Genomic DNA, 21,614 nt, shown 5'->3' with positions numbered 1-21,614 from the left:
TCGAGTTAAGAAAACGTTTGTTGTTTGTCGACCTTTTCAATCTACAAATAATGATAGAGATATTTTTAGGGAAAATGGTAGTTCCAATTAGACCAGGGCAAGTGAAAGTTATTGAATAGTCTCTAGGTTTACCGATGGTCGAGCTTCGTCGTTTTCTGGCTTCACTCCTCGCAGTTACTGCTGTTAGCGTAAATATTTTACTTAGTCTGGCTTCAGAATTAAAAACAGACAATTTTCGCTCTGTATCGCTTTCGGCAGGAACCACTAGCCAAACGACAAAAAGCAACTCACCGACAAAGGTTACTTCGACCGATATAATACCAAAATGGCTACTATGGGTAATGGAATTGGCGGTAATTGTCGCTTTAGTAATGTTATTTTTTTTATTTAAACCAGAGAAAACTTCAGAACGAAGCGAGCGCAACTCTGGCTCTTCGGAAACACAACCTAATTCTTAGTTTGGTAATGCTCAAGATACTTTTTTTGTCTACCTCTGTCGGAGCTTTAGGATCGGGACGAGGTGGAGGAGTAGAATTAACCATTCAAAATCTAGCTAGTGAGCTACAGCGTCGGGGACATCGACTACAAATAGTCGCTCCTAGTGGTTCTGTAGTTAAAGATGTCGTGGTTCGAGAGATCGCGGGAAATTTACAAATTCCCGTGCAAACTCAAAGCCGTGACGCACCAGTATCTTTGCCCGATAATTCAGTCTTAGCTAATATGTGGGCTTATGCCCGTCAAGTACAGTTTGATTGGGATATCGTGGTGAATTTTGCCTTTGACTGGCTGCCATTTTACCTAACTCCCTTTTTCCAGACTCCAATCGCTCATTTTATTAGCATGGGTTCGATGACGGTGGCAACCGATCGCATTATGACCGAAATAATCCAGCAATATCCTCATACTTTTGGTGTTTATACCAAATCTCAAGCGGCTAGTTTTCCCTTTGGAGACTCCTGTGAAATTTTAGGTAGCGCGATCGATTTATCTCGTTATCAATTTAGTCGAGTTCCCCAACCCAATTTAGCCTGGTTGGGACGGATCGCTCCTGAGAAGGCTTTAGAAGACGCGGTAGCGGCGGTGAATATTACTCAAATTCCCCTGAGAATTTTTGGCAAAATGCAGGATGAAGCATATTGGCAACAGATTTGTCGGGATTTTCCGGACGCACCTATAGAATACGTTGGGTTTTTAAACACCGAAGAACTACAGCAAGAATTAGGTAAGTGCCGTGCTTTGTTGATGACTCCACGCTGGCTCGAAGCCTTTGGTAATGTAGCGATCGAGGCTCTAGCTTGTGGCGTACCTGTAATTGCCTATGCTCGCGGAGGACCCGCAGAAATTATCAAAGACGGCAAAACTGGCTTTTTAGTAGAACCCGATAGTATTTCGGAATTAGCCGCAGCTATTAATCAAATTGACACTATAGACCGTCTGCAGTGTCGCCTTCAAGCAGAAGCTGAGTATTCCCTAACTGCTTTAGGCGATCGCTTTGAAAGTTGGTTCGACAAAGTTCTCACGAGCTCTCGGAGCTAGGAAGTATAGGATGAAAGAATGTCTTAAATAATGTCGAAGATCTATTATTGTTTATCTTTTTGTTTGAGATTAATAATTGCTTGCCGAAATCCCAAAACTACTAGGACATTAGAAAGAGTTAGAAAAAATTCGGCACTGCCATGTAGCCAATCTACATTAGCTAAATTTTCACCGTAATGATTTTGAGCGTAGATGCCAGCAGGAATAGTTACCGCTACAAAAATCAATAATACATAAAAGCCAATTAATGCTAAACGAGGCGTTTTTCCCGAACGAGTGATAAACCATAAAAATCCCAAATAGGGAAAGAGAGAGATAGCAAATAGATTTTCCTTACTCATCGATCAGTCATTAGTTTCAATTTTATTTTGCCGCGACCGCCAGATCCACCAGGCAGCCAAACACAGCGTACAGTTTCCTACTAATGTCATGGTTGCTTGCATGACAACTAGCCAGTCTAAAGCTTCGGGATTATCAAACAAGTGCCAGGTACAGGCACACATCGCGCCAATTAAAGCTGGCAACATTGCCCAAGACAATGCCCACCAAGTGCGATCGCCCGTAATTGCTCCATATTGCCAAATACACCAAATAGCAGCGATCCATTCAATGACACTGGAAATATGAACCATCCAAGTAGGAATTGAGAGTGCGTGCATGATTATTTAACTAACAATAGTAATATTTAACAAAGTTTAGCTGTCGTACTAACTGCTAATTTTGTTTTCCAGCCATTTAATAACTTTCTCACCCAGTCTGACATTATTGAAGCGATCTATTTCTCTAATTCCTGTCGGACTGGTAACGTTAACTTCAGTTAAATAGCCGCCAATAACGTCAATCCCCACGAAATATAAGCCATCTGCCCGTAACTGTGGTGCGACAGTAGCACAAATTTCTAGATCGCGATCGCTAATATCTACTTTTGCGGCAATGCCTCCTACTGCCATGTTACCCCGAAACTCACTCCCAGTAGGAATCCGATTCACTGCGCCGATGGGTTCGCCGTCTAGCAAAATAATTCGTTTATCTCCTTGTTTTGCCGCAGGTAAGTATTCTTGAACCATTATGGGTTCCCGTTCTCTTTGAGTACTAAGTTCGATCAGGGAATTAAAATTGCGATCGCCTTTTTCAAGGAATAGAATACCTTCCCCTGCTTTTCCACCGAGTGGTTTTAAAACTCCACCATCTCTTGCTTCAATAAATTTTTTGATAACTGCTTTATTCTGGGTGACTATAGTTTGGGGTATGACCGAGGTAAATTGCAAGGCATACATCTTTTCATTGGCAGTCCTCAAACCTCTAGGAGAGTTGATTACCAAAGTTCGTGTGGTGTCGATTAAATCTAGAATATAGGTAGCATAAAGATAGGGAATAGTTACAGGAGGATCGCTACGCATGAACACTGCATCCATTTCCTGTAAACAAGTAAACCCACTTTCTTCAACCCGACACCAATCTCGAGGAATTTGCCAGCTTCCATCGACCAATTCTACAGGTTTGAGTTGGACTGTTTGAAGATTTGCCCATGCTTTACCCTCTAGTACTGTGAGTTGGCTTGCTTGAGTTATCCATACTTGATGTCCCAATACTTGAGCCGCTTCCATGATTGCGACGCTCGTATCGTGTCCCGGATCGAGTAGGCTAATGGGATCGATAATAAATGCGAGTTTCACTCTTTTTTCCTAATTAGTGCTGCTGTCGTTAGAGTAATTATGCCGCACTAAGCAACGCTATTTTCCAGCAAAGAGTTTAATTTACCTTCCTCTTCTAAAGCATACAGATCGTCGCAACCTCCAATATGGCGATCGCCAATAAAAATTTGAGGCAGACTCGATCTACCATTGGCTCTTTGTGCCATTTCTTCTCTAGCAGCTTCGTCACCATCGACACAGTGTTCTTGATATTCAATATTCTTGCGATCCAATAAACCCTTAGCACGAAGGCAATAAGGGCAATAACTCCAGGTATATATTTCTACGTTTGCTGCCATAATTTCGCCAATATATTAATTATTGTTACGTCAACCTCATTTTAAACTGATTTGCTTTTTTTATTCCATGACAAAAACCTTCAACAATGCTGCGATCGCATTTTAATCTCATTAATCTCAATCCTTCTCAGTCTAATTGTTAATTTTCGATTAATATTTGGGAACTCTTCAATCGAGATAAGAAATTTTGTGTTTTTAATTAACAGTTTCTTTTACCTAATACACGCTAGGTGCTCGATCGAACGTTCTTAGCACTATAGCGCACCTAATAAGTTAATTTATAATCAATTGAGTAATATGAAATCAGCCAAAGTTGTTAATAACATTCTGCTTAGCTCCCTTGCTTTCGGCGTTACGGTGGGAATTGGAATGCTGATTCCACAAGAGAAAGAAGGTGTTAAAAGCGCATTGATCGCCACTGGCGCCTTAGGTTCGATAGCGAGTGCAACCGGAGCATTAGTTATCAACAATCAAAAAAGCTCCGAAGAAAACCGTCAAGCAAATTCTTTACAAGAGCAAGTCGAACAACTTGAAGATCGGGATAATCGGTTACAACAATCTTTAACTGAAGCAACTACACAAATGCAGGAAGTAGAAGCAAATATTAATTCGCTTCAAGAAGAACACGATCGACTATTAGGTGTAATTTACGATCTTAATTCTCAAAAACAAAAGCTAGAGTCAGAGCGCGACGACTGGAGTCAAAAAGTTCAGGAGCTATCTCAGCAACACGAACAAACCAACTCGGCTTTTGGAAGCCTACAGCAACAAACACAAAATTTAGAAGCTAGTTTAGCAGCTCGTCAAACCGAGTTAGAACAAATTAACGAACAGCTTTCTCAAACAAGACAGCAAAAAGAAGAACTAGAACTCGAAAAAATTAACTTACAAGCTCAAGTAGAAGAATTATCTCAACAGAAAGAACAATTAGATCGAGCTATAGCTCCAGTATTAGAAAATGCGATCGCTCCAGAAGTAGAAGTAACTGAAGAAAACTCGGACGATCGAGAAGAAGACTTAGAAAAAGATGCAGAGTTGTCCGAATTAATTGATTCTGTCTCTGAAGAACATTTAGACGAATTAGCCAACTACAGTTCAGATTTCGAACCAACTAGTTCAGAAATTGATATCGATGAAACCTCAGAAGAAGTAGATGATTTGGTAAGCTCTTTGGATGAGTCAGAATTAGAATCACTAAATACAGAAACCTCTTCCGAGTCTTCGGAAATGATAACTGATTGGCAAAGTGAAGAAGATAATACTGCCGATGAGTCTTCCGAAATGATCCTGGATTTTGACAATGAGAGCGATGATGATTCTTCAAGCTCAGAATTAGAATCACTAAATACAGAAACCTCTTCCGAGTCTTCGGAAATGATAACTGATTGGCAAAGTGAAGAAGATAATACTGCCGATGAGTCTTCCGAAATGATCCTGGATTTTGACAATGAGAGCGATGATGATTCTTCAAGCTCAGAATTAGAATCACTAAATACAGAAACCTCTTCCGAGTCTTCGGAAATGATAACTGATTGGCAAAGTGAAGAAGATAATACTGCCGATGAGTCTTCCGAAATGATCCTGGATTTTGACAATGAGAGTGATAATAACTCTTGGATGTCAGAATTGGATTCAGAGATGACACCAGATTCTGACTCGGAGTCTTTCGAGATGATGGATTGGCAAGATGAAGAAGACAACGCCGCCGATGAGTTTTCAGAAATGTTGATGGATTTTGATAATGATCGAGACGAATCAAAACCTTCAAATTTAGAGCATTCGTCTCTTGAAACTAATGACAAATTTTCAGAAGATTTTTTAAATATTGAGGAAACATTTAATGAAGTAGAACAAAAACTTGATTCTTTAGTTTCTGAAGATTCACTAGAAGAATTAAAAAATTCCTTTGATTCGACAAAAGATAATAATCCCTCAAGGCAAGAATCAACAGAAAGTATCTTTACAAAAGACAATTAAGAAGCAAAATTACAGCAGTGTGCGAACAAGTTAAGTACAGTCAGAAGTTACGCACTTCAATTACTTGCGCTAGACTAAAAGCAAGACGGATAGCGGTACACACCCCCACGTTGCTAGCGGATCGCAAGATAAACATTGCACGCTGGGAAAGCATTTTAAACTCAACTGCGTAACTCCTGACAGTTATAAATCTCAATCCTATTGAATGCGTAAACTAAGTGTACTTAATTAACCAGAACACCGCTATATATTTAGTTTAATGCGCCGAGTAAGTATCGGCGTACTTTTTTTGATTAAAACTTTTAGGATTTTTAACAATTAATTTTTTTGTTGTTTGTATAATGCCTTAAATTTTTTTTGCTGTTCTTTGTGTTTGATAATTGGCTGAGGGTAATTACAGCTTTCTCTTTCCGAATTAGGTATTTTGCCAGTTACCAAGTATTCGGTGTCTACAGAACTTAGTTCGGGTAGCCACTGACGAATATATTCTGCTTCAGGATCGTATTTTTGCGCCTGAGAAGCAGGATTAAAAATGCGTAGAGGTTTGGGATCCATACCGCTGGAGGCACTCCACTGCCAACCCCCGTTGTTAGCTGATAGATCTCCATCGTAGAGCTTTTGTAAAAAATATTTTTCTCCCCACTGCCAGTTAATAATCAAATCTTTGGTTAAAAAACTCGCCACGATCATGCGACAGCGATTGTGCATCCAACCTATTTCGTTCAACTGTCGCATTGCGGCATCGACAATCGGATATCCAGTTCTGCCTTCACACCAAGCTTGAAAATACTTTTCATTATTGTCCCAAGGAAAATCTTGAAATTCTTCACGATACGGTCCTTTTGCCAACTCTGGAAAAAAATACATACAGTGTTGGTAGAATTCTCGCCAAGCTAATTCTTGCTGCCAGGCTTTGATATTATCTATAGCTTCGTCACTACGACAGTTTTCCATCGCTTCGATGGTAGTTTGCCATACAGTACGAATGCCGATCGCGCCAAATTTTAAGGCTGCACTTAGTTTTGAGGTAGCATCAGTAAAAGGAAAGTTACGCAGTTCGTCGTATTCATAAAGAGTACTATCGCTAAATTCTGCAAGTTTATCTCGAGCCGCGACTTCTCCTGGTGCAACCAGCAGAGGATTTTGCCACTGGTAACCTAAGTCTTCAGCTGTAGGTAATTCAATCACGCCAGCGTCGGTAGCCGTTTCAGCTTCTTTTTTGCTCAAACCAGTCAACTTTTGTGGTTGTTCTACAAGCGATTTTTTGTCTCGCTCGCTCCAGTTGCGCCAAAAAGGAGTATAAACTTTGTAGGGAGAGTCGGAAGATTTAGTTTTAATCTCTCCTGGCGCATGTAGTAGCTGATCCCAGAAATTATTAACTTCGATTCCTGCTTCTTTTAAAGCTTCGGTAACGTGGCGATCGCGCTCTTGGGAATAGGGTTCGACATCTAAATTCCAATATACAGCTTTGGCTCCTAATGCTTTTGCCAGCTTGGGAATTGCTTTAATCGGTTCGCCTTGAAGAATTAATAAATTAGAGCCGAGTTGTCGATAGCCTTGCTGTAATTCCTGCAAACAGCCAATCATGTATGTAACTCTAGCGGGGGCAATATCATCTCTTGCTAAGATGTGGCGATCGAGACAGAATAAACCTACTGTTTTGTTGCTACGCTTGGCGGCGGCGGATAAACCGACATTATCGGCAATTCTCAAATCTTTGCGATACCAAAAAAGTATTAAATCGGACATGAAGTGAATAACGAACGGTAAACAGTTAAATTTTAGTTGACAGAGAGCCTATCTGAGATCGAACCAAAGAGCAATCACGCCAGTTTGTAGTAAATCATTTAAAGTTAGCTAGGGGTAGAGTAGACCATATCCACCTGGAGACTATCGCTTGTAAAATTAACTTGTAAAACTCAATCCCGTAATTGTCCGTTTTTTATTGTGGCTCAATTCAATTCTTTAGAGGAAGCCCTAAAATATTTTTTTGGTTACGACTCTTTTCGTCCTGGACAAAAACAAATTATTGAGGATGCCTTAAATAAACGAGATTCACTGACAATTATGCCTACGGGTGGGGGCAAATCTCTTTGTTTTCAGCTACCTGCCTTATTACGTTCTGGTTTGACAATTGTGGTATCACCTCTAATTGCCCTGATGCAGGATCAGGTAGATGCTTTAAAAGATAACGGCATCGGAGCGACTTTTCTCAACAGTACCTTAAATCCTCACGAGGCGCGATCGCGCCAGATAGCAATTTTAGAGGGTAAAATCAAATTACTTTATGTAGCTCCAGAAAGGCTACTAAATCCAGGATTTGGCGAATTTCTAGAGCGAATCGCTACCTCTCTGGGAATTAGCGCGATCGCTATCGATGAAGCTCACTGTGTATCGGAATGGGGACATGATTTTCGTCCGGAGTATCGCCGTTTAAAAACCCTGCGCCAACGCTTCCCCACCATACCCATTCAGGCACTAACGGCAACTGCCACCAAAAGAGTGCAGCAAGATATCATCCAGCAGCTAAATTTGCACCAGCCACAGATTCACGTTGCCAGTTTTAACCGTACCAATATTCACTACGAAGTAAAACCTAAAGACCGCAATATCTATCGCCAACTACTCCAAAATATTCGTGCCGAGTCTGGTTCGGGAATTGTTTACTGTTTGAGTCGTCGTAGTGTAGAAGAAGTGGCGTTAAAGTTACAGCATGACGGGATTGAGGCTTTACCGTATCATGCCGGATTGAGCGATCGCCAAAGAAATGTCAATCAAAAACGTTTTTTGCGGGATGATGTCCGAGTGATGGTAGCCACTGTTGCTTTTGGCATGGGAATTAACAAGCCAGATGTAAGGTTTGTCTTTCACTACGATTTACCCCGCAGTTTGGAAAGTTTTTATCAAGAGTCGGGCAGGGCTGGTAGGGACGGCGAAACCGCGCGATCGCTACTCTTTTTCAGTCTGGGGGATCTCAAGAAAATAGATTTTTTAATCGAACAAAAATCTAGCCCAGAAGAACGACGAATTTCTCGCCAGCAACTACGTCAGGTAGTCGATTATGCCGAAGGAACTGATTGTCGTCGCACGATTATTCTGCGCTATTTTGGCGAAAGATATCGCGGCAATTGTGGCAAGTGCGATAATTGTCTCAATCCCAAACCAATTGAAGATTGGACCATTGAAGCGCAAAAATTTCTTTCCTGTGTCGTTCGCTGCCGGGAAAAGTTTGGCGCGATGCACATTGTAGATGTATTGCGGGGTTCGAGAAAACAAAAAATTCAGCAATACGGACATCATTTACTTTCCACCTACGGTATTGGTAAAGATAGATCCTCAGATGAATGGAAAATGTTAGCGCGATCGCTCCTACATCAAGGTTTGATGGCAGAAACCAGCGACGGCTATCGAATTCTGAAGCTAAATAAAGCCAGTTGGGAAATTCTCCGCAAACAGCGATCGGTGGAAATCGCCGTCAGCCAACCAGATAAATTGAGAACCCTAACCAATAATCCTAGAAAAGCCGAAGCCGAATTGCTGTTCGACAGATTGAGAAGGTTACGCAAACAAATTGCCGATCGCCAGTCCGTCCCTCCCTACGTGATTTTCGCCGATTCCAGTCTCAAGTTAATGGCGCAAGTTTGTCCCACGACTATAGAAAGCTTTGCCAATCTATCAGGCGTAAATCAACATAAGGCACAGCAGTATGGTGCGAGTTTTATCTCGGTAATTCGCGATTTTACCGAACGACATAAGTTACCAATTCCTGTACCATCTGGTAGCCAAATGATTACTTTACAACTTCATCAACAGGGTTTGAGTGCGGCAGAGATAGCTAAAGTAAGAGGCATGGCTATGGGTACGATTAATACTCATCTCAGTGAATTAATTGAGATGAATCAACCAGTCGCGCTAAATAGATTGGTCACTCCAGACAAGCAACAGGCAATAATTCAAACTATAGAAAAGCTGGGGGATAATTTACTCAAACCACTGAAAGAACATCTGGGGCAAGAATATAGTTACGAGGATATTAGACTAGTTAGAGGATGGTGGCGCAGCCAACAAAATAGCCGTTAACTATAGCAATTGCTAATGAATATCGACTGATGAATATAGCTAGTTCTTTCTCAGACTAAATAAATAAAATTATATAGATAAGGCGATCGCATGATGACTTCTTATCAAGCAAAGATGAATTTTGCTCTTAATTGTCCGAAATCACTTTTCATGCTCCAAGTTCAATCTTATAATCGAATCAATTATAAATACCGCTGGCTACCTCATATAAAAGCTGGCATATAGTAAATTCGCACCCAGACTCAATCCCCAAAAAGTCTGGGTGTTATCATTTTTTTTGAGTATTTTTTGAAGGTATTAAATTGGCAAAAAAATTATCGAACCTTTTTAGCTGTCGCTTATCGCAATCGTGATGGCAAACAAATCTGAAACTTTGTCCCTTTTCCTAGTTTACTCTCGACAATAATCGTACCACTATGAGCATGGATAATTTGTTGGGCGATCGCCAGTCCTAAGCCAAAACCACCTGTTTCTCTAGTACGGGCTTTGTCTACTCGGTAGAAGCGATCGAAGATGTGGGGTAAGTCGGAGTCGGGAATGCCAATACCAGTGTCTTTAACTGTAATGATCGGGCGACGGGGTTTAACTGCCACTTCTAAAGCGATCGCACCTTTTGCAGGAGTATATTTAATCGCGTTATCGAGTAAATTATGAATTGCCTGTCTGAGCAAATCGCGATCGCCATAAATTTCTAAAGATGTCGCTGGTAAATCCCAACTAAACTTTAAATCTTTTTCTGCGGCAAGCAGTTGATATTCGTTAATCAGAGAATTTAACAACTTTATGATGTCAATTTTAGAAATATCCTGAGAATTTAACTGTCCTTGGTGACGGGCAAGGAATAGCAAATTACCAATCAAAGCACTCATATATTTGCTTTGAGTAACTATCTTAGCTAGACGCTGGCGGGGTTGTTGGTTATCTTCTAAAGGAGCGAGCAAACCGACTTGTGCATTACTGAGAATTGATGCTACGGGGGCACGTAACTCGTGTGAAGCATCGGCAGTAAAACGTTGAAGCTGTTCGTAAGAACGTCTGACAGGCTGCATTGCCAAGTCGGCGAGAGTCCAACCTACTATACCAGTAAAAACAAGCGTAATTGGCACTCCCAAGGCTAAAAATAAACGAGATCGCGCCAGTGAATCTTCAACTGGTTCGAGAGCAACGGCAACCTGTAGATAACCAATTAAAGAGCGATCGTATTTTAAAGCGAGGGTTAAGGTGCGTAATTTTTGTTGGCGAGACGTACCATTAACATCGTCATTATACTCTAAGGTCTGCCATCCAGGTGTTATTGAAGACTTTTGCTTAGAATAATTGCCGATAAATTGTAAGAGGCGTTGTTGAGAATCATACCAGCGAACATATATTACTTTCGATTCAATCGGCAGAATTTCGCGATTGTGTAAAGCAACATTTTCTGTGTCTATCTGCCAGCTGGTTTTTTGTTGTCGATAGTCAGTTTGTAAGGCGATTTTTTTAGTCTGAGCGTAAATTTCAGCATCAAGTTCTCGCATCCGCTCTTTTATCTGACGATGATAAACCGTAAAGGCAAATAGAATTAAAATACTTCCCATTGAAAGGGTAAACCAATGTGCCAAGCGACGACGAGAGCGATCGAACATCGATAGAGTAAAAATTAATTTTTTAGTAGACAGTTATTTAATATTTAATCAAAACGGGACTATTTAATTAGAAGCTGCGATCGCGTGATTTATTGCTAACTTACATATCGTCATATCTACGTCATTTTAATGTCATATTTGAGCATCAGAATAAGAATATATGTAAAAGAAATATCATGATAAATAGTATGAGTAAAATTTCCTCTTTAAAAACAATTCTGACCACTTTGATTGGGACTGGTATCGCTGGTGGCTTAATGGCGTTACCCGTTCGCGCTAATGAAGATAATCCGCTCGAATATTCTAGCAACACCGAATTAACCTCGAGCCAAAACTATTACCTTTTCCGCGATCGCCCCGATTACAGCGAATCTACCAATAATTTTAATAAAATTGTCGGTGTAACTGGCTTGGCAGTAGGTACTGGCATTATTGGTTGGCAGTTGGCTCGCACTTATAAGCCTTCTTTAGTTAACTCGGTACCTACAGTAAATAATCATCATGCTTCGTTGCTCGATCGCGTCAGTCCCAAATTACGCCAGCAGCTACTGAGATTAGTCCATAACCAACAGACAGCTAACCGCCTCTTATCGGGTACTTTAATGAATCATCCCAACCGTTCTCCAAACTGGTTGGCTGAAAAAGTAATTTACGATTTACAGCGCGATCGCGCCTAAGATAGTAGATTTATATCTACTGGAATTCAAGTAAGCAATCTTCGATAAACTGAGACAAAGCTAGAGATTGCTGCTGTTGGTACCAAACTGCGGCAATTTTCAGCACGGGAACTGGTTCGACTAAAGGACGATAAACTACCTTAGCGTGATGTCGAGACTCTGAATTAGCCGTCATCAGTGAAATTCCCATACCCGATTCCACTAGCCGCAGCAAAACTTCTGGAGGACTAGCTTCCCGAACGATGTTAGGTTGGAATCCTGCTAGATCGCATAACTGCATAATTTGCTCGTGGACATCGGGTTTTAGCTGCTTGGGACAGATTACAAAAGATTCTGCCTGGAGCGATCGCAGTTCTACTCGTTCTTGTCGCACTAAATAATGATCTGCCGGTAAGACAACTACTAAAGGTTCGCTTAGAATAGTCAAGCTAGTCAACTCTGGCTGCGAAATCGGTGCATAACAAAAGCCAATATCGATGTGTTTGCTTAATAGTGCCCGTACTTGATTTTCCTTAGACATTTCTATCAGATCCACCAAATTCTCTGGATACTGTTGGCGAAAAATTGTAATCATTTCTGGCAAAATGCGATCGAAGGCACAAAGAGAAAAGCCGATAGTTAGCTTGCTTGGAGTTCGAACTTGCTGCACTGCATCTACAGCTCGTTGCGCTTGGGCTAGAGTTAGTCTCGCTTCATCTAAAAACGCTCGTCCTGCTGCGGTGAGAGAAACGCTGCGTTTACTGCGGTGAAATAGCTCTGTACCCAATTCTGTCTCTAGCTGCCGAATCTGGCGACTCAGAGGTGGCTGTTGTATATATAGCTTTTCTGCGGCTCGTCGAAAATTTAGCTCTTCTGCTACTACCACGAAGTACTTAAGTTGACGTAATTCCATGTTCGCAGATTGATACTTTTTTAATATCAGCTTAACTCAAAACGAGTATTGGACAGAAACACTTTACCGACCGCATCATAAAACTTGTAGTTTTAAACCAGGATAATGAAAACTATTCAACTGGTAGATGATTTAGGTATCGAAAATCTCAAAGTCGTAAAAATTCCCAAACCCCAACCAACAGTAAACCAAGTTTTGGTAAAAATCGCTGCTGTATCCCTCAACTATGTCGATTTGGTAGTCATCAAAGGGTTATTAAATCTGGATTTATCTCTGCCATATATTCCAGTTTGTGACGGAGCTGGTGTTGTCGAGTCTGTAGGAGAAGCAGTTGCCGCATTTCAATCGGGAGACAAAGTGGCTACGACTTTTATTTCTAATTGGCTCGATGGTAAACCTACTGCGCTAACGACTGCCTATGAAACCAGACAGGGGTTGGGAAACGTTTCAGGACAACTCAGTCAATACAAATGTTTTGCTGCCAACCAACTCGTTCGGATTCCGAGCAATCTTACTACTATTGAAGCCGCAACTTTACCAATAGCAGGGCTTACGGCTTGGAATGCTATAGAATATGGCAATCTAAAAGCTGACGATACAGTTTTGTTACACGGAACTGGAGGTGTATCTATCTTTGCCCTACAATTTGCCAAGGCACGAAGAGCGAAAGTAATTATTACTTCTAGTAGCGAGCAGAAATTACAGAAAGCGCGACAGTTAGGAGCAGACGTAGCTATTAATTACAAAAGCAATTCTGACTGGGAGACAACAGTACGCCAGATAAGTGATGGCAAAGGTGTAGATTTAATTATCGAGACAGTGGGCGGTCAAAATTTAGCGCGATCGCTAAGTACTCTAAGAATGGGCGGTCACATTTCTGTAGTCGGCTTTTTGGAAGGTTTTGAAACAAATATTGACGTATTGAATTTGATGCACAAACAAGCAACCATTCGCGGCTTAGAAGTAGGCGGAACCCATCAATTTGCAGCTATGAATCGCGAAATTGAAGCTTTAGATCTTCATCCCGTAATCGATCTCATCTTTCCCTTTGAGGAAACTTCAGAAGCATTTGAATATCTAGAGCGTGGCTTACACTTTGGCAAGGTGGTTATTTCTCTGTAAGCCAGCCTGAGAACTTTAACTTTCGAGTATAATTGGATTTATATAGTCGCCGATGCCGCAAAAAATAATTACTCAAGCAATCATTATCGCTTTTGCCGTGATTTTCGTTTCATTTTTATCGAACGAGTTACAGAAAGTTCTCGTGATAAACTTATTCGCACAAAGCGCAGATGTAAATAAACAGACTAAAATCGAGTTGCCCCAAGACTTTCTATATCCTAACGGGATTGCGCGAGCCACCGATGGAACGCTTTATGTCGGTTCTGTTGTTAGTGGAGAGATTTTACAAATTGCGCCTGATGGCAAAATAGAAACTTTCTTTCCAGGAAGTGAGGAAGTCTTTGCCGCTACGAGTTTACGACTAGACGAGCGACGAGGAATTCTTTGGGGAACTTCTCCAGATTTTCTGGGCGTTCCTAATGCCGAGGGAGAAATAGTTCGTCGTCCTCATCGAATTTTCGCTCTCAATGTCGCTACGGGTGAAGTGATACGTAGCAAAACTATTCCCGATAATGGTTTTGGCAACGATCTCGCTCTCGACAGTAATGGCGGAATCTATGTTACCGATAGCTTCCATCCTCGTATCTATTATCTCGCTCCCGAAGCCAACCAGTTTGAGACGTGGGTAGAAAATGAGTTATTTCGTCCAAAGCCAGGAGAAATAGGACTTGCGGGTATTGCCCGTAATTCTGATAGCACGACCATTGTCGGAATGTTTTCGGCTGGAAAACTTTTTAAAATAGTGTCCCAACCTCAAGGTTCGGTGGAAGTTGAAGTAATTTCTTTAGAAAGCCAACTAGAAAATCCCGATGGAATGCAGTTTGCTGTCGATGGCTCATTGTTACTTACCGAAGGTGCGATAGAAACTGGTGATGGTCGTCTCGTTCGCATCGATGTGTTATCGTCAAGCAGCAAACCCAAATCGCTCGAAACTCTGCGGTCGCGTTTAAATTCTCCCGTTAACTTAACCACATCTGGCAGTAACGTCTGGGTTACAGAGTCGCAGATCCGTCATCGTCTTTTGCCAGGAAAAGCAGCAGCAATACCAGACCGCTTCTTTATCCATCATTTTATTTTCTAGAGCAAATACTAATTTCCCCTTTTCCCTATCCAACACAGCATTAATATTAAATCAATGAAATAATCTTTTTAAATAGCAAAATGGCTATCATACTTCCTCAGTCAGTATCATTAGCGGAATTTCTCCAACTGCCCGAAACTAAACCTGCTATGGAATACATCAATGGAGAAATTATTCAGAAACCAATGCCCAAGGGAAGACAAAGCCGTTTGCAAGGTAAGCTTTGTACTGTAATTAATGAAATTACGGAAGCGCGTAAAATTGCCTATGCTTTTCCCGAATTAAGATGTACTTTTGGCGGTAGATCGATCGTTCCCGATGTAGCCATATTTCTTTGGGAATATCTTGCTTTATCCGAAGCTGGCGAAGTTCCAGACAATTTTATCAGAACTCCAGACTGGACGATTGAAATTCTCTCTCCCGAACAAAAACCCAACAAAGTTATCGGCAATACTCTGCACTGTTTAGCTCATGGTTGCCAATTAGGATGGTTTATCGATCCAGACGACAGCAGTATTTTAGTTTTTCTTCCAGAACGACAACCTCAATTACTACAAGGAAGCGATCGCCTTCCTGTTTTGAATTCAGTTGAATTAGAGTTGACGGTTGATGAGGTTTTTGGCTGGCTGACAATGGCAAAGTAAACATTAGTGTTAATCGCGAACATCTAAACGATAACCCATACCGTAGACGGTTTCTAACCAATCTTTTGCCCCAACTGCGGTAAGACGCTGACGCAATCTTCTAACCAAAGTAGTCACCGCATTACTTTCAGGTTCGCTACCCCAACTCCAAAGTGCCTGTTCGATTTGGTCGCGGGATAATACTTGTCGAGGATGACGCATGAGATATTCCATTAGCTGAAACTCCTTAACTGAAAGTTGAATTGTTTCGGTTCTCCGTTCTAAACTCAAACTAGTTAAATTTAGCTGTAAATCGCCGAGAGTGAGGTTATCTCCTTGCCATAAGGGCGATCGCCTGCCCAAAGCTCTTACTCTTGCCAGCAACTCTAAAACATCTACGGGTTTGACAATGTAGTCATCTGCACCCGCATCTAAGCCATCAATCTTATCTGCCGTAGTGTCTTTAGCAGTTAGCATCAATACTGGTGCTGTCTTACGTAAATTGCGATATCTACGACAGAGATCGATGCCGCTAACTTGAGGTAACATCCAGTCTAAAATCAACAGATCGTAATCTTTTTGTCTGATTAACCACAGCGCAGTTTCCCCCTCTTCTACTGCATCGACTATATGTCCCACTTGAGATAATGCTACTTGTAAAGGTTCTAATTGGGCTGGATCGTCTTCGACTAAAAGAATTAACATCTAAACTAAAGCTAAAGAATGTCTTCACAGTGATTAAATTCAATGGGTCGCAATAGTTGGTGGCAATTTTTACATTCATTGGGATTAGAGTTTTGGCTGCCTTTACCCTTGTTGGGATTGGCTTTTTGGCTAGTCAGCGGCTTGGTTACCGAACAGAGTTTAAAACAGAGTAATCGCGCTGTAGAATCAGTTCAGATTACACCCGATAAAGCGCAGCCAGCTAGTAAGATTTTGTTTATTAAAGTTACGGTAGACCGCGATCGCGATCTTTCTCAAGTAAAAGTCAAACGAGCAACTCAAGTTTATCAAAAACAGATGTTTGAATTAACAACTACAGAAATGGTTCGGGTCGAAACAGAAATTAGCCAAAAGCTCGGTTTGTCTCGCCAACGAGTCAGACAACTGTTACGCTATCAGGTCAAAGAATAACCAAAATTGACGCAAGCTCAAGCGAAATTAATTCTTAAAGCTTCTCTCTAATTACTTCCTCTAGCTGCCATAAACTCTTTGTCCATCTCCTGGTAATAAAGTTAGCATTCGGGGACTAATTTTTTCTCCAGTAGTTACTTCCACATCTCCATCCCAAACTTCAATGGATAGAACTTTATCATTAGCTCGATAATCATAATAAGTACATTTACTGGCGTTGCGGTTTAAAGTCGTACCCGCACGAGTCATAGTGGCGTTACCAGAACCAACTAAACTGTAATTTTCATCAGCAAAAGATATTTGGCTGGGAGGCGTACCGCTAATGTCTATCTGGTTATTGGGTTCGAGTAAAGCTACTTCAACGCGATCGTCTTCATCTACCGATAGCCAAGCGAGGCGATCGCCTGTTTGAAGTAAATATTCCAGCCAGACATAGCCATCATCATCGTAAGTTAGCTTTCCTTCTACTACCCAATCTGTATCTAAATACTGAACGATATCGCCAATTTCCAGATTAAAAATAGTGCGTTCTAAACCTGGTAACTGAGGACTGGTTTTACCTTGAGGCAGAACTCCTTTTTGTTGTAAAACTAGTAGAACAACTGCGCTGACAATAACTGCGATCGCCACAAACCAAACCATAAGTTTATTTTCCTTATTTTTCTAACGCTCAATATGCAAACCAACGGCGATCCGACTGATAGCGAGCAATAACTGGGTCGGAAAGACGATTGATGTTTACGTTTACTCGATTTAAATTTATGTCACCGGGTAAGTCAAATAAATGATGTAAATTTGTTGCAGTGAGATAACGAGTACTAACTGGCAATTGTAGTTGGGCATCATCGATATTTTGATCGATATTTTGCCTGGAAGCGAGCACGAATCCCCAAGGACCAAAGCTAGGTACGTTAACTACATAGGGATGGGGTATTAAACCTACTTCGGCTAAAGTGGCAGCGATACAGTTCATTACTTTTGGCGCAAAAAAGGGACTAGAAGCTTGAGTAACTAATACCCCTTTGTCCCTAAGACGACTTAATAAACGCCGATAAAAACCTGCGGCATAGAGTTTGGCAATAATTTGGCGATCGGGATCGGGAAAATCAGCAATAATTACATCAAACTGAGTAGATAACTTGGGGGCAATTTGAAAGGCATCGCCATAAATTACTTCAACGCGAGGATCGTTAAAAGAATTTTGATTGACTTTGACTAACTGGGGATAACTGCTAGCTAGTTGGACTACTGTTGGATCTAGTTCGATTAAAACTACTCGTTCTACTTCTGGCCATTTTAAAATTTCTCGCAGTGCCATCCCATCTCCCGCACCCATAATTAACACTTTTTGGCGATCGCCAGCAGCACTCATGGCAGGATGTACCAAGGCTTCATGATAGCGATACTCATCAAAAGTAGATAACTGCAAGTCACCATCGAGAAAGAGCCGTAAGTCCTGTTGTTGACGGGTTAAGACGATGCGTTGTACGGCTGATTGAATTCGTTGTACTACGGGAGCTTGATAGAGGTCGTTTTCTAATCTATTACTGAAGGTAGTAGCGAGAGGAGATAATAAAATTAAAGCGATCGCCAAGATTAAACCTAGATAACCCCAGCGTCGCAGACGGGAAAACTCTCTTCCGATAAAAAACGCCATGAGCGCGGCGAATGCACCGAGAACGAAAGCGGTAGGAAACATTCCCAACCAGGGTAGTAATAATACCGGAAAAGCCAGCGAGCCGAGCAAAGCACCCAAATAATCTAAAGCCAATACTCCTGCCAAAGCTTCTCTAACTCCCGCTTCTAGTTCCAATACTCTGGTTAACAGGGGAACTTCTAAACCTGCCAAAATTCCCAGTAAAATCGTCGCCAAAAATAACCCCAACCACAGATAGCCACCGACAATAAACAGAACAAACAAACCCAAAGGTAATAGCGCAGTTAAAGGAGCGATCGCTAGTTCGACCATGACAAAAGCTTTAAGTAACTGTTGCCGAACCTCAGGTTTATTTTGGGGCTCCCTAGCGATAAATTGACTGAAGTAGGAACCGATACCCATCGCCGCTAAAAATCCCCCGACAGCTACACCGTAAGCTAAAGCTTGGTTGCCTACCAAATAGCTGGCTAGAGTACCTAATAGTAGTTCTACTGCTAATCCACAACTAGAAGAAACAGCCGCCGTAATTAACAATAATCGACTCTGAGTTTTACTTAGTTGGCGATCGCCGATAGTGAATAATTTATCTTGCATTAGGTTGGAAAAATTTTACCGTTCTCATTGCTGGTTAGACAGCTCCTAATTTATAACCGACTGAGGAAATTTACGCTCTAATGCAGGTAAAATGGGACAGGGTTGTTTTTGTTGCAGGTTAGCCGGTCGGTCGGGACGGAAGACGCTCCAGCGAAACGGTCCTAATTGAGCGGCAGACATCCACAGCAAGCGTTTAGCTCTGGTCATGGCAACATAGAGTAGGCGGAATTCTTCGGCTTGTTTGAGTTGGTTAGCTTCTTTCCAAGCTGTGGTTGGTTGGGGAATATTAACTGGGTCGTCGATATACTGTCCGTGAACTGCGGCGCGAATTTGAGCGCGGGCGACTTCTGAAAGGGTAAAATTGCCTAAAAACTTGGCTCCAGTAGGAACCCAAGGTTGACCGGGGAGTACGTCGAGATGTAGAAAAGGTAGAAACACGTAGTCCCAGTCTAATCCTTTGGCTTTGTGCATGGTAATAATCGTCAGTTGACCGCTACGGGTATAGCGATCGTCATTGTCTTCCTCTACCCCTTCAAATTTTTCCGAGGCAACGATCTCTTCTAAGGCTTGAATGGTAGTTTGCAGGGAACTTCGTCCGACTATTTGCTGGTTTACTTTTTCCGATAGCTTTTGTACCGTTGCTAATTCCGAACCCGTATAGTTTAATCTCATTCCCAGATAGGGAATTAGTTGATAGTGGGGTAGTTCTAAACGAGCGTGGAGTAAATCGCAGCAAAACTGACGGATTTCAGCGACTTCTCTTTTGGGCTGAGGGTCGAGGGGAGTAGGATAGAGAAACTTTTCGGGATAGGTAGCTAGAGCATTGAGGTCTTGAGTGGGTATTAAACCCCGTTCGGTTAATACTTCTAAGGCAGCTTTGAGATTGTCTGGAGAGTGGGGGCGATCGATAAACTGTAGCAACTGGAGAATTTCGGCAGGTATTTGGGAATGTCTTTCGGTTTCTCCCACTTCATAAATTTTTAATTGATGCTCCCGTTGCAAATAAGCCAATTCCGTTGCTAAAAAACGCCCCTGACGATTCTCTCGAACTAGAATAGCCATGTTTCTCTCTGGATGTTGCTCAAACAAAGCGATCGCCCGTTTGCCGATTAATTCTACTGTTTGATAAATATCATCGGGATGATAAATTTCTAAACCTTTTCCCGTCGGTTGGGGATTGGCTTCCGGTTGGGGATCGTCAATGGCAACTGGCTTAATATCCTGGGAACGAAACGGTAGTTGCAGGTCAGTTGGTTGCTTGGCAGTAGGATCTTGGAGCGAAACTTTTTTGAGTTGCTGTTGATTGACGAAGTGCAAGACGAAGTTAGCCGCATCGATAATAATTGGACTGCTGCGTCCGGCTCGATCCATAGTCGCCAAACTTCCCTGTCCCTCGCAGGTTTGACAAAACCAGTTAAAGTAAAGGGGATCGGCAGGAGTAAAGGTAGAGTTGATCGCCTGGTTGGGATCGCCAACTCTAACTAAATTTGGCGCCCCATTGGAATTGGTGGGATCTCCTGCCAAAATCGAGATTAACTTTTCCTGTAAGGGGCTAGAATCTTGGGCTTCGTCTTCAAATACCGCAAAGACACGCTCCTGCCACAGCGATCGCATTGGCTCGTAAGCTAGAACTCTCAGTGCTGCCAGGATCATATCGTCATAGTCGATTAGATCCTGAGACTGCATCGCCTGTTGATACTCGGCATAGATACCTGCGGCGATCGCCAAAATTTGATAGTCATCCCTGGCAGTTTGGCTCAACTGCCGTACATCTTCTGGTAACAACCCCGAACTTTTTGCTTCTCTAACTACGGTGTAAGTCAAACTAGGTAATACTTCGGTCCGCAATACCGACTGACGGCGCAACCGCTCGGTTTCTTCGCCATCAAACTGCACTCCTTCAAGCAACACCCGATACTGTTGGGGATATCTCGCCAGCCATCTTTCTACCGAACTTCTAATTAGACGATGTCCCATCGTGGGAGCGACCAAATTAACTTTATCTAAATCTAGATTGGCAAGCTCTTTGTGAGAATTAGCAATGTTTAATGCCAAACCATGCAGGGTATAGACGACAAAACCACTAGGGGGTAACAATAATTCTTTGAGACGTTCTCGAATCTTAGTTTTAATACTCGCTGCTGCCGAACGAGTATAGGTTACGATGACCAACTGCTTGCGGCTGTGTAACTGATGTTTGGCAATAGCAATTGCCGCAGCCACTGCCAGACTGTGAGACTTCCCCGCACCAGGTACGGCAGAAACAGCCATGAATCCTCCCTGCCAATCTGCTAGACTTTGCTGTCCGCTCCGCAAACTGTTGCGCAGACTTAGCAGCTGATTTGCTCGCCACTGAAGTAATTCGGAGGAATCTAGAGAACTACTAGCACGCTCGCTAACGGTCTGGTCTAAATTAAACGACATCTCGGGAAAAAACAAATTAACTACTGGCTATAGGCGGCAAACCAAGTCAGTACACGACCTAATTTATCTCAATATAACGTGCGATCGCCCTATCTAACATCGTTTGTTTAATGGTTTTAAAACTGTGCTGCGAGTTTTGTAAAAGATGCTAGTATTATTAGCGAGAATTAAGATCGGCGATCGAGTTTGATTAGTATTG

At 42.0% G+C, this 21,614-nt stretch carries 20 protein-coding genes; 9 read left to right on the top strand and 11 right to left on the bottom strand.

What is annotated here, in order from left to right:
- Positions 1 to 134 precede the first annotated feature (134 nt).
- Together ACLFKQ_RS21495 and ACLFKQ_RS21490 are read left to right on the top strand one after the other, a co-directional pair.
- Entirely contained in the window at positions 135 to 458 is a 324-nt protein-coding gene (locus ACLFKQ_RS21495) for a hypothetical protein (RefSeq protein WP_449001773.1), read from the top strand.
- Between the two features lie 7 nt (positions 459 to 465).
- Positions 466 to 1,536, top strand: coding sequence for a glycosyltransferase family 4 protein (locus ACLFKQ_RS21490; protein WP_449001772.1), 1,071 nt, complete (start codon positions 466 to 468; stop codon positions 1,534 to 1,536).
- A 44-nt stretch (positions 1,537 to 1,580) separates the two neighbouring features.
- On the opposite strand, the gene ACLFKQ_RS21485 is transcribed toward ACLFKQ_RS21490, so the two are convergent.
- The 4 genes from ACLFKQ_RS21485 to grxC are packed head-to-tail and all read right to left on the bottom strand — an operon-like array spanning position 1,581 to position 3,529.
- Positions 1,581 to 1,877 (bottom strand): DUF3593 domain-containing protein, encoded by a 297-nt coding sequence (locus tag ACLFKQ_RS21485; RefSeq protein ID WP_449001771.1) that lies wholly within the window; start codon positions 1,875 to 1,877, stop codon positions 1,581 to 1,583.
- 3 nt (positions 1,878 to 1,880) lie between these two features.
- Entirely contained in the window at positions 1,881 to 2,195 is a 315-nt protein-coding gene (locus ACLFKQ_RS21480) for a DUF2499 domain-containing protein (RefSeq protein WP_449001770.1), read from the bottom strand.
- A gap of 48 nt (positions 2,196 to 2,243) precedes the next feature.
- Positions 2,244 to 3,212: a glutathione synthase gene (gene gshB / locus ACLFKQ_RS21475; RefSeq protein ID WP_449001769.1), complete on the bottom strand. Its 969-nt coding sequence runs from the start codon at positions 3,210 to 3,212 to the stop codon at positions 2,244 to 2,246.
- Positions 3,213 to 3,259: 47 nt separating this feature from the next.
- Positions 3,260 to 3,529, bottom strand: a complete 270-nt coding sequence (gene grxC / locus ACLFKQ_RS21470; RefSeq protein WP_449001768.1) for a glutaredoxin 3 — start codon at positions 3,527 to 3,529, stop codon at positions 3,260 to 3,262.
- 297 nt (positions 3,530 to 3,826) lie between these two features.
- Between grxC and ACLFKQ_RS21465 the strand changes: the two genes are divergently transcribed.
- Entirely contained in the window at positions 3,827 to 5,506 is a 1,680-nt protein-coding gene (locus ACLFKQ_RS21465) for a hypothetical protein (protein ID WP_449001767.1), read from the top strand.
- Between the two features lie 318 nt (positions 5,507 to 5,824).
- Here the strand turns inward: ACLFKQ_RS21465 and ACLFKQ_RS21460 are convergent, their stop codons facing one another.
- A complete protein-coding gene (locus ACLFKQ_RS21460) occupies positions 5,825 to 7,255 on the bottom strand; it encodes an FAD-binding domain-containing protein (RefSeq protein WP_449001766.1) in 1,431 nt (476 codons plus the stop codon).
- A gap of 198 nt (positions 7,256 to 7,453) precedes the next feature.
- Here ACLFKQ_RS21460 and recQ point away from each other — a divergent pair, with 198 nt between their 5' ends.
- Positions 7,454 to 9,586: a DNA helicase RecQ gene (gene recQ, locus ACLFKQ_RS21455; RefSeq protein WP_449001765.1), complete on the top strand. Its 2,133-nt coding sequence runs from the start codon at positions 7,454 to 7,456 to the stop codon at positions 9,584 to 9,586.
- A 338-nt stretch (positions 9,587 to 9,924) separates the two neighbouring features.
- Here recQ and ACLFKQ_RS21450 read toward each other — a convergent pair whose 3' ends face one another.
- On the bottom strand, positions 9,925 to 11,211 hold the full coding sequence (locus ACLFKQ_RS21450; protein ID WP_449001764.1) for a sensor histidine kinase: 1,287 nt from the start codon (positions 11,209 to 11,211) through the stop codon (positions 9,925 to 9,927).
- A gap of 188 nt (positions 11,212 to 11,399) precedes the next feature.
- Between ACLFKQ_RS21450 and ACLFKQ_RS21445 the strand changes: the two genes are divergently transcribed.
- Positions 11,400 to 11,888, top strand: a complete 489-nt coding sequence (locus ACLFKQ_RS21445; protein WP_449001763.1) for a hypothetical protein — start codon at positions 11,400 to 11,402, stop codon at positions 11,886 to 11,888.
- A 16-nt stretch (positions 11,889 to 11,904) separates the two neighbouring features.
- On the opposite strand, the gene ACLFKQ_RS21440 is transcribed toward ACLFKQ_RS21445, so the two are convergent.
- Entirely contained in the window at positions 11,905 to 12,780 is an 876-nt protein-coding gene (locus tag ACLFKQ_RS21440; protein ID WP_449001762.1) for a LysR substrate-binding domain-containing protein, read from the bottom strand.
- A 105-nt stretch (positions 12,781 to 12,885) separates the two neighbouring features.
- Here ACLFKQ_RS21440 and ACLFKQ_RS21435 point away from each other — a divergent pair, with 105 nt between their 5' ends.
- The 3 genes from ACLFKQ_RS21435 to ACLFKQ_RS21425 all read left to right on the top strand — a co-directional run bounded on the left by ACLFKQ_RS21435 (position 12,886) and on the right by ACLFKQ_RS21425 (position 15,627).
- Entirely contained in the window at positions 12,886 to 13,902 is a 1,017-nt protein-coding gene (locus tag ACLFKQ_RS21435; RefSeq protein ID WP_449001761.1) for a zinc-dependent alcohol dehydrogenase family protein, read from the top strand.
- A 52-nt stretch (positions 13,903 to 13,954) separates the two neighbouring features.
- The gene (locus tag ACLFKQ_RS21430) at positions 13,955 to 14,983 is read left to right on the top strand and encodes a gluconolaconase (protein ID WP_449001760.1); all 1,029 of its coding nucleotides are present in this window, start codon (positions 13,955 to 13,957) and stop codon (positions 14,981 to 14,983) included.
- A gap of 80 nt (positions 14,984 to 15,063) precedes the next feature.
- The gene (locus tag ACLFKQ_RS21425) at positions 15,064 to 15,627 is read left to right on the top strand and encodes a Uma2 family endonuclease (RefSeq protein WP_449001759.1); all 564 of its coding nucleotides are present in this window, start codon (positions 15,064 to 15,066) and stop codon (positions 15,625 to 15,627) included.
- Between the two features lie 9 nt (positions 15,628 to 15,636).
- Here the strand turns inward: ACLFKQ_RS21425 and rppA are convergent, their stop codons facing one another.
- Complete coding sequence (gene rppA, locus ACLFKQ_RS21420; protein WP_449001758.1) at positions 15,637 to 16,311, bottom strand: two-component system response regulator RppA; 675 nt, start codon at positions 16,309 to 16,311, stop codon at positions 15,637 to 15,639.
- Between the two features lie 42 nt (positions 16,312 to 16,353).
- On the opposite strand from rppA, the gene ACLFKQ_RS21415 reads away from it, so the two are divergent.
- A complete protein-coding gene (locus ACLFKQ_RS21415; protein WP_449001757.1) occupies positions 16,354 to 16,740 on the top strand; it encodes a hypothetical protein in 387 nt (128 codons plus the stop codon).
- Between the two features lie 60 nt (positions 16,741 to 16,800).
- On the opposite strand, the gene ACLFKQ_RS21410 is transcribed toward ACLFKQ_RS21415, so the two are convergent.
- Genes ACLFKQ_RS21410 through ACLFKQ_RS21400 form a run of 3 tightly spaced genes read right to left on the bottom strand, consistent with a single transcriptional unit; the run spans position 16,801 to position 21,415 of the window.
- On the bottom strand, positions 16,801 to 17,382 hold the full coding sequence (locus tag ACLFKQ_RS21410) for a DUF4178 domain-containing protein (protein ID WP_449001756.1): 582 nt from the start codon (positions 17,380 to 17,382) through the stop codon (positions 16,801 to 16,803).
- A gap of 28 nt (positions 17,383 to 17,410) precedes the next feature.
- Positions 17,411 to 18,991, bottom strand: coding sequence for a polyamine aminopropyltransferase (locus ACLFKQ_RS21405; protein ID WP_449001755.1), 1,581 nt, complete (start codon positions 18,989 to 18,991; stop codon positions 17,411 to 17,413).
- Between the two features lie 45 nt (positions 18,992 to 19,036).
- The gene (locus ACLFKQ_RS21400; protein WP_449001754.1) at positions 19,037 to 21,415 is read right to left on the bottom strand and encodes an ATP-dependent helicase; all 2,379 of its coding nucleotides are present in this window, start codon (positions 21,413 to 21,415) and stop codon (positions 19,037 to 19,039) included.
- Between the last annotated feature and the right edge of the window lie 199 nt (positions 21,416 to 21,614).

The organism is Myxosarcina sp. GI1(2024) (genome assembly GCF_053543375.1).
Note: the sequence above shows the minus strand (reverse complement) of the source record. Positions and strands in the feature narration are given on the sequence as shown.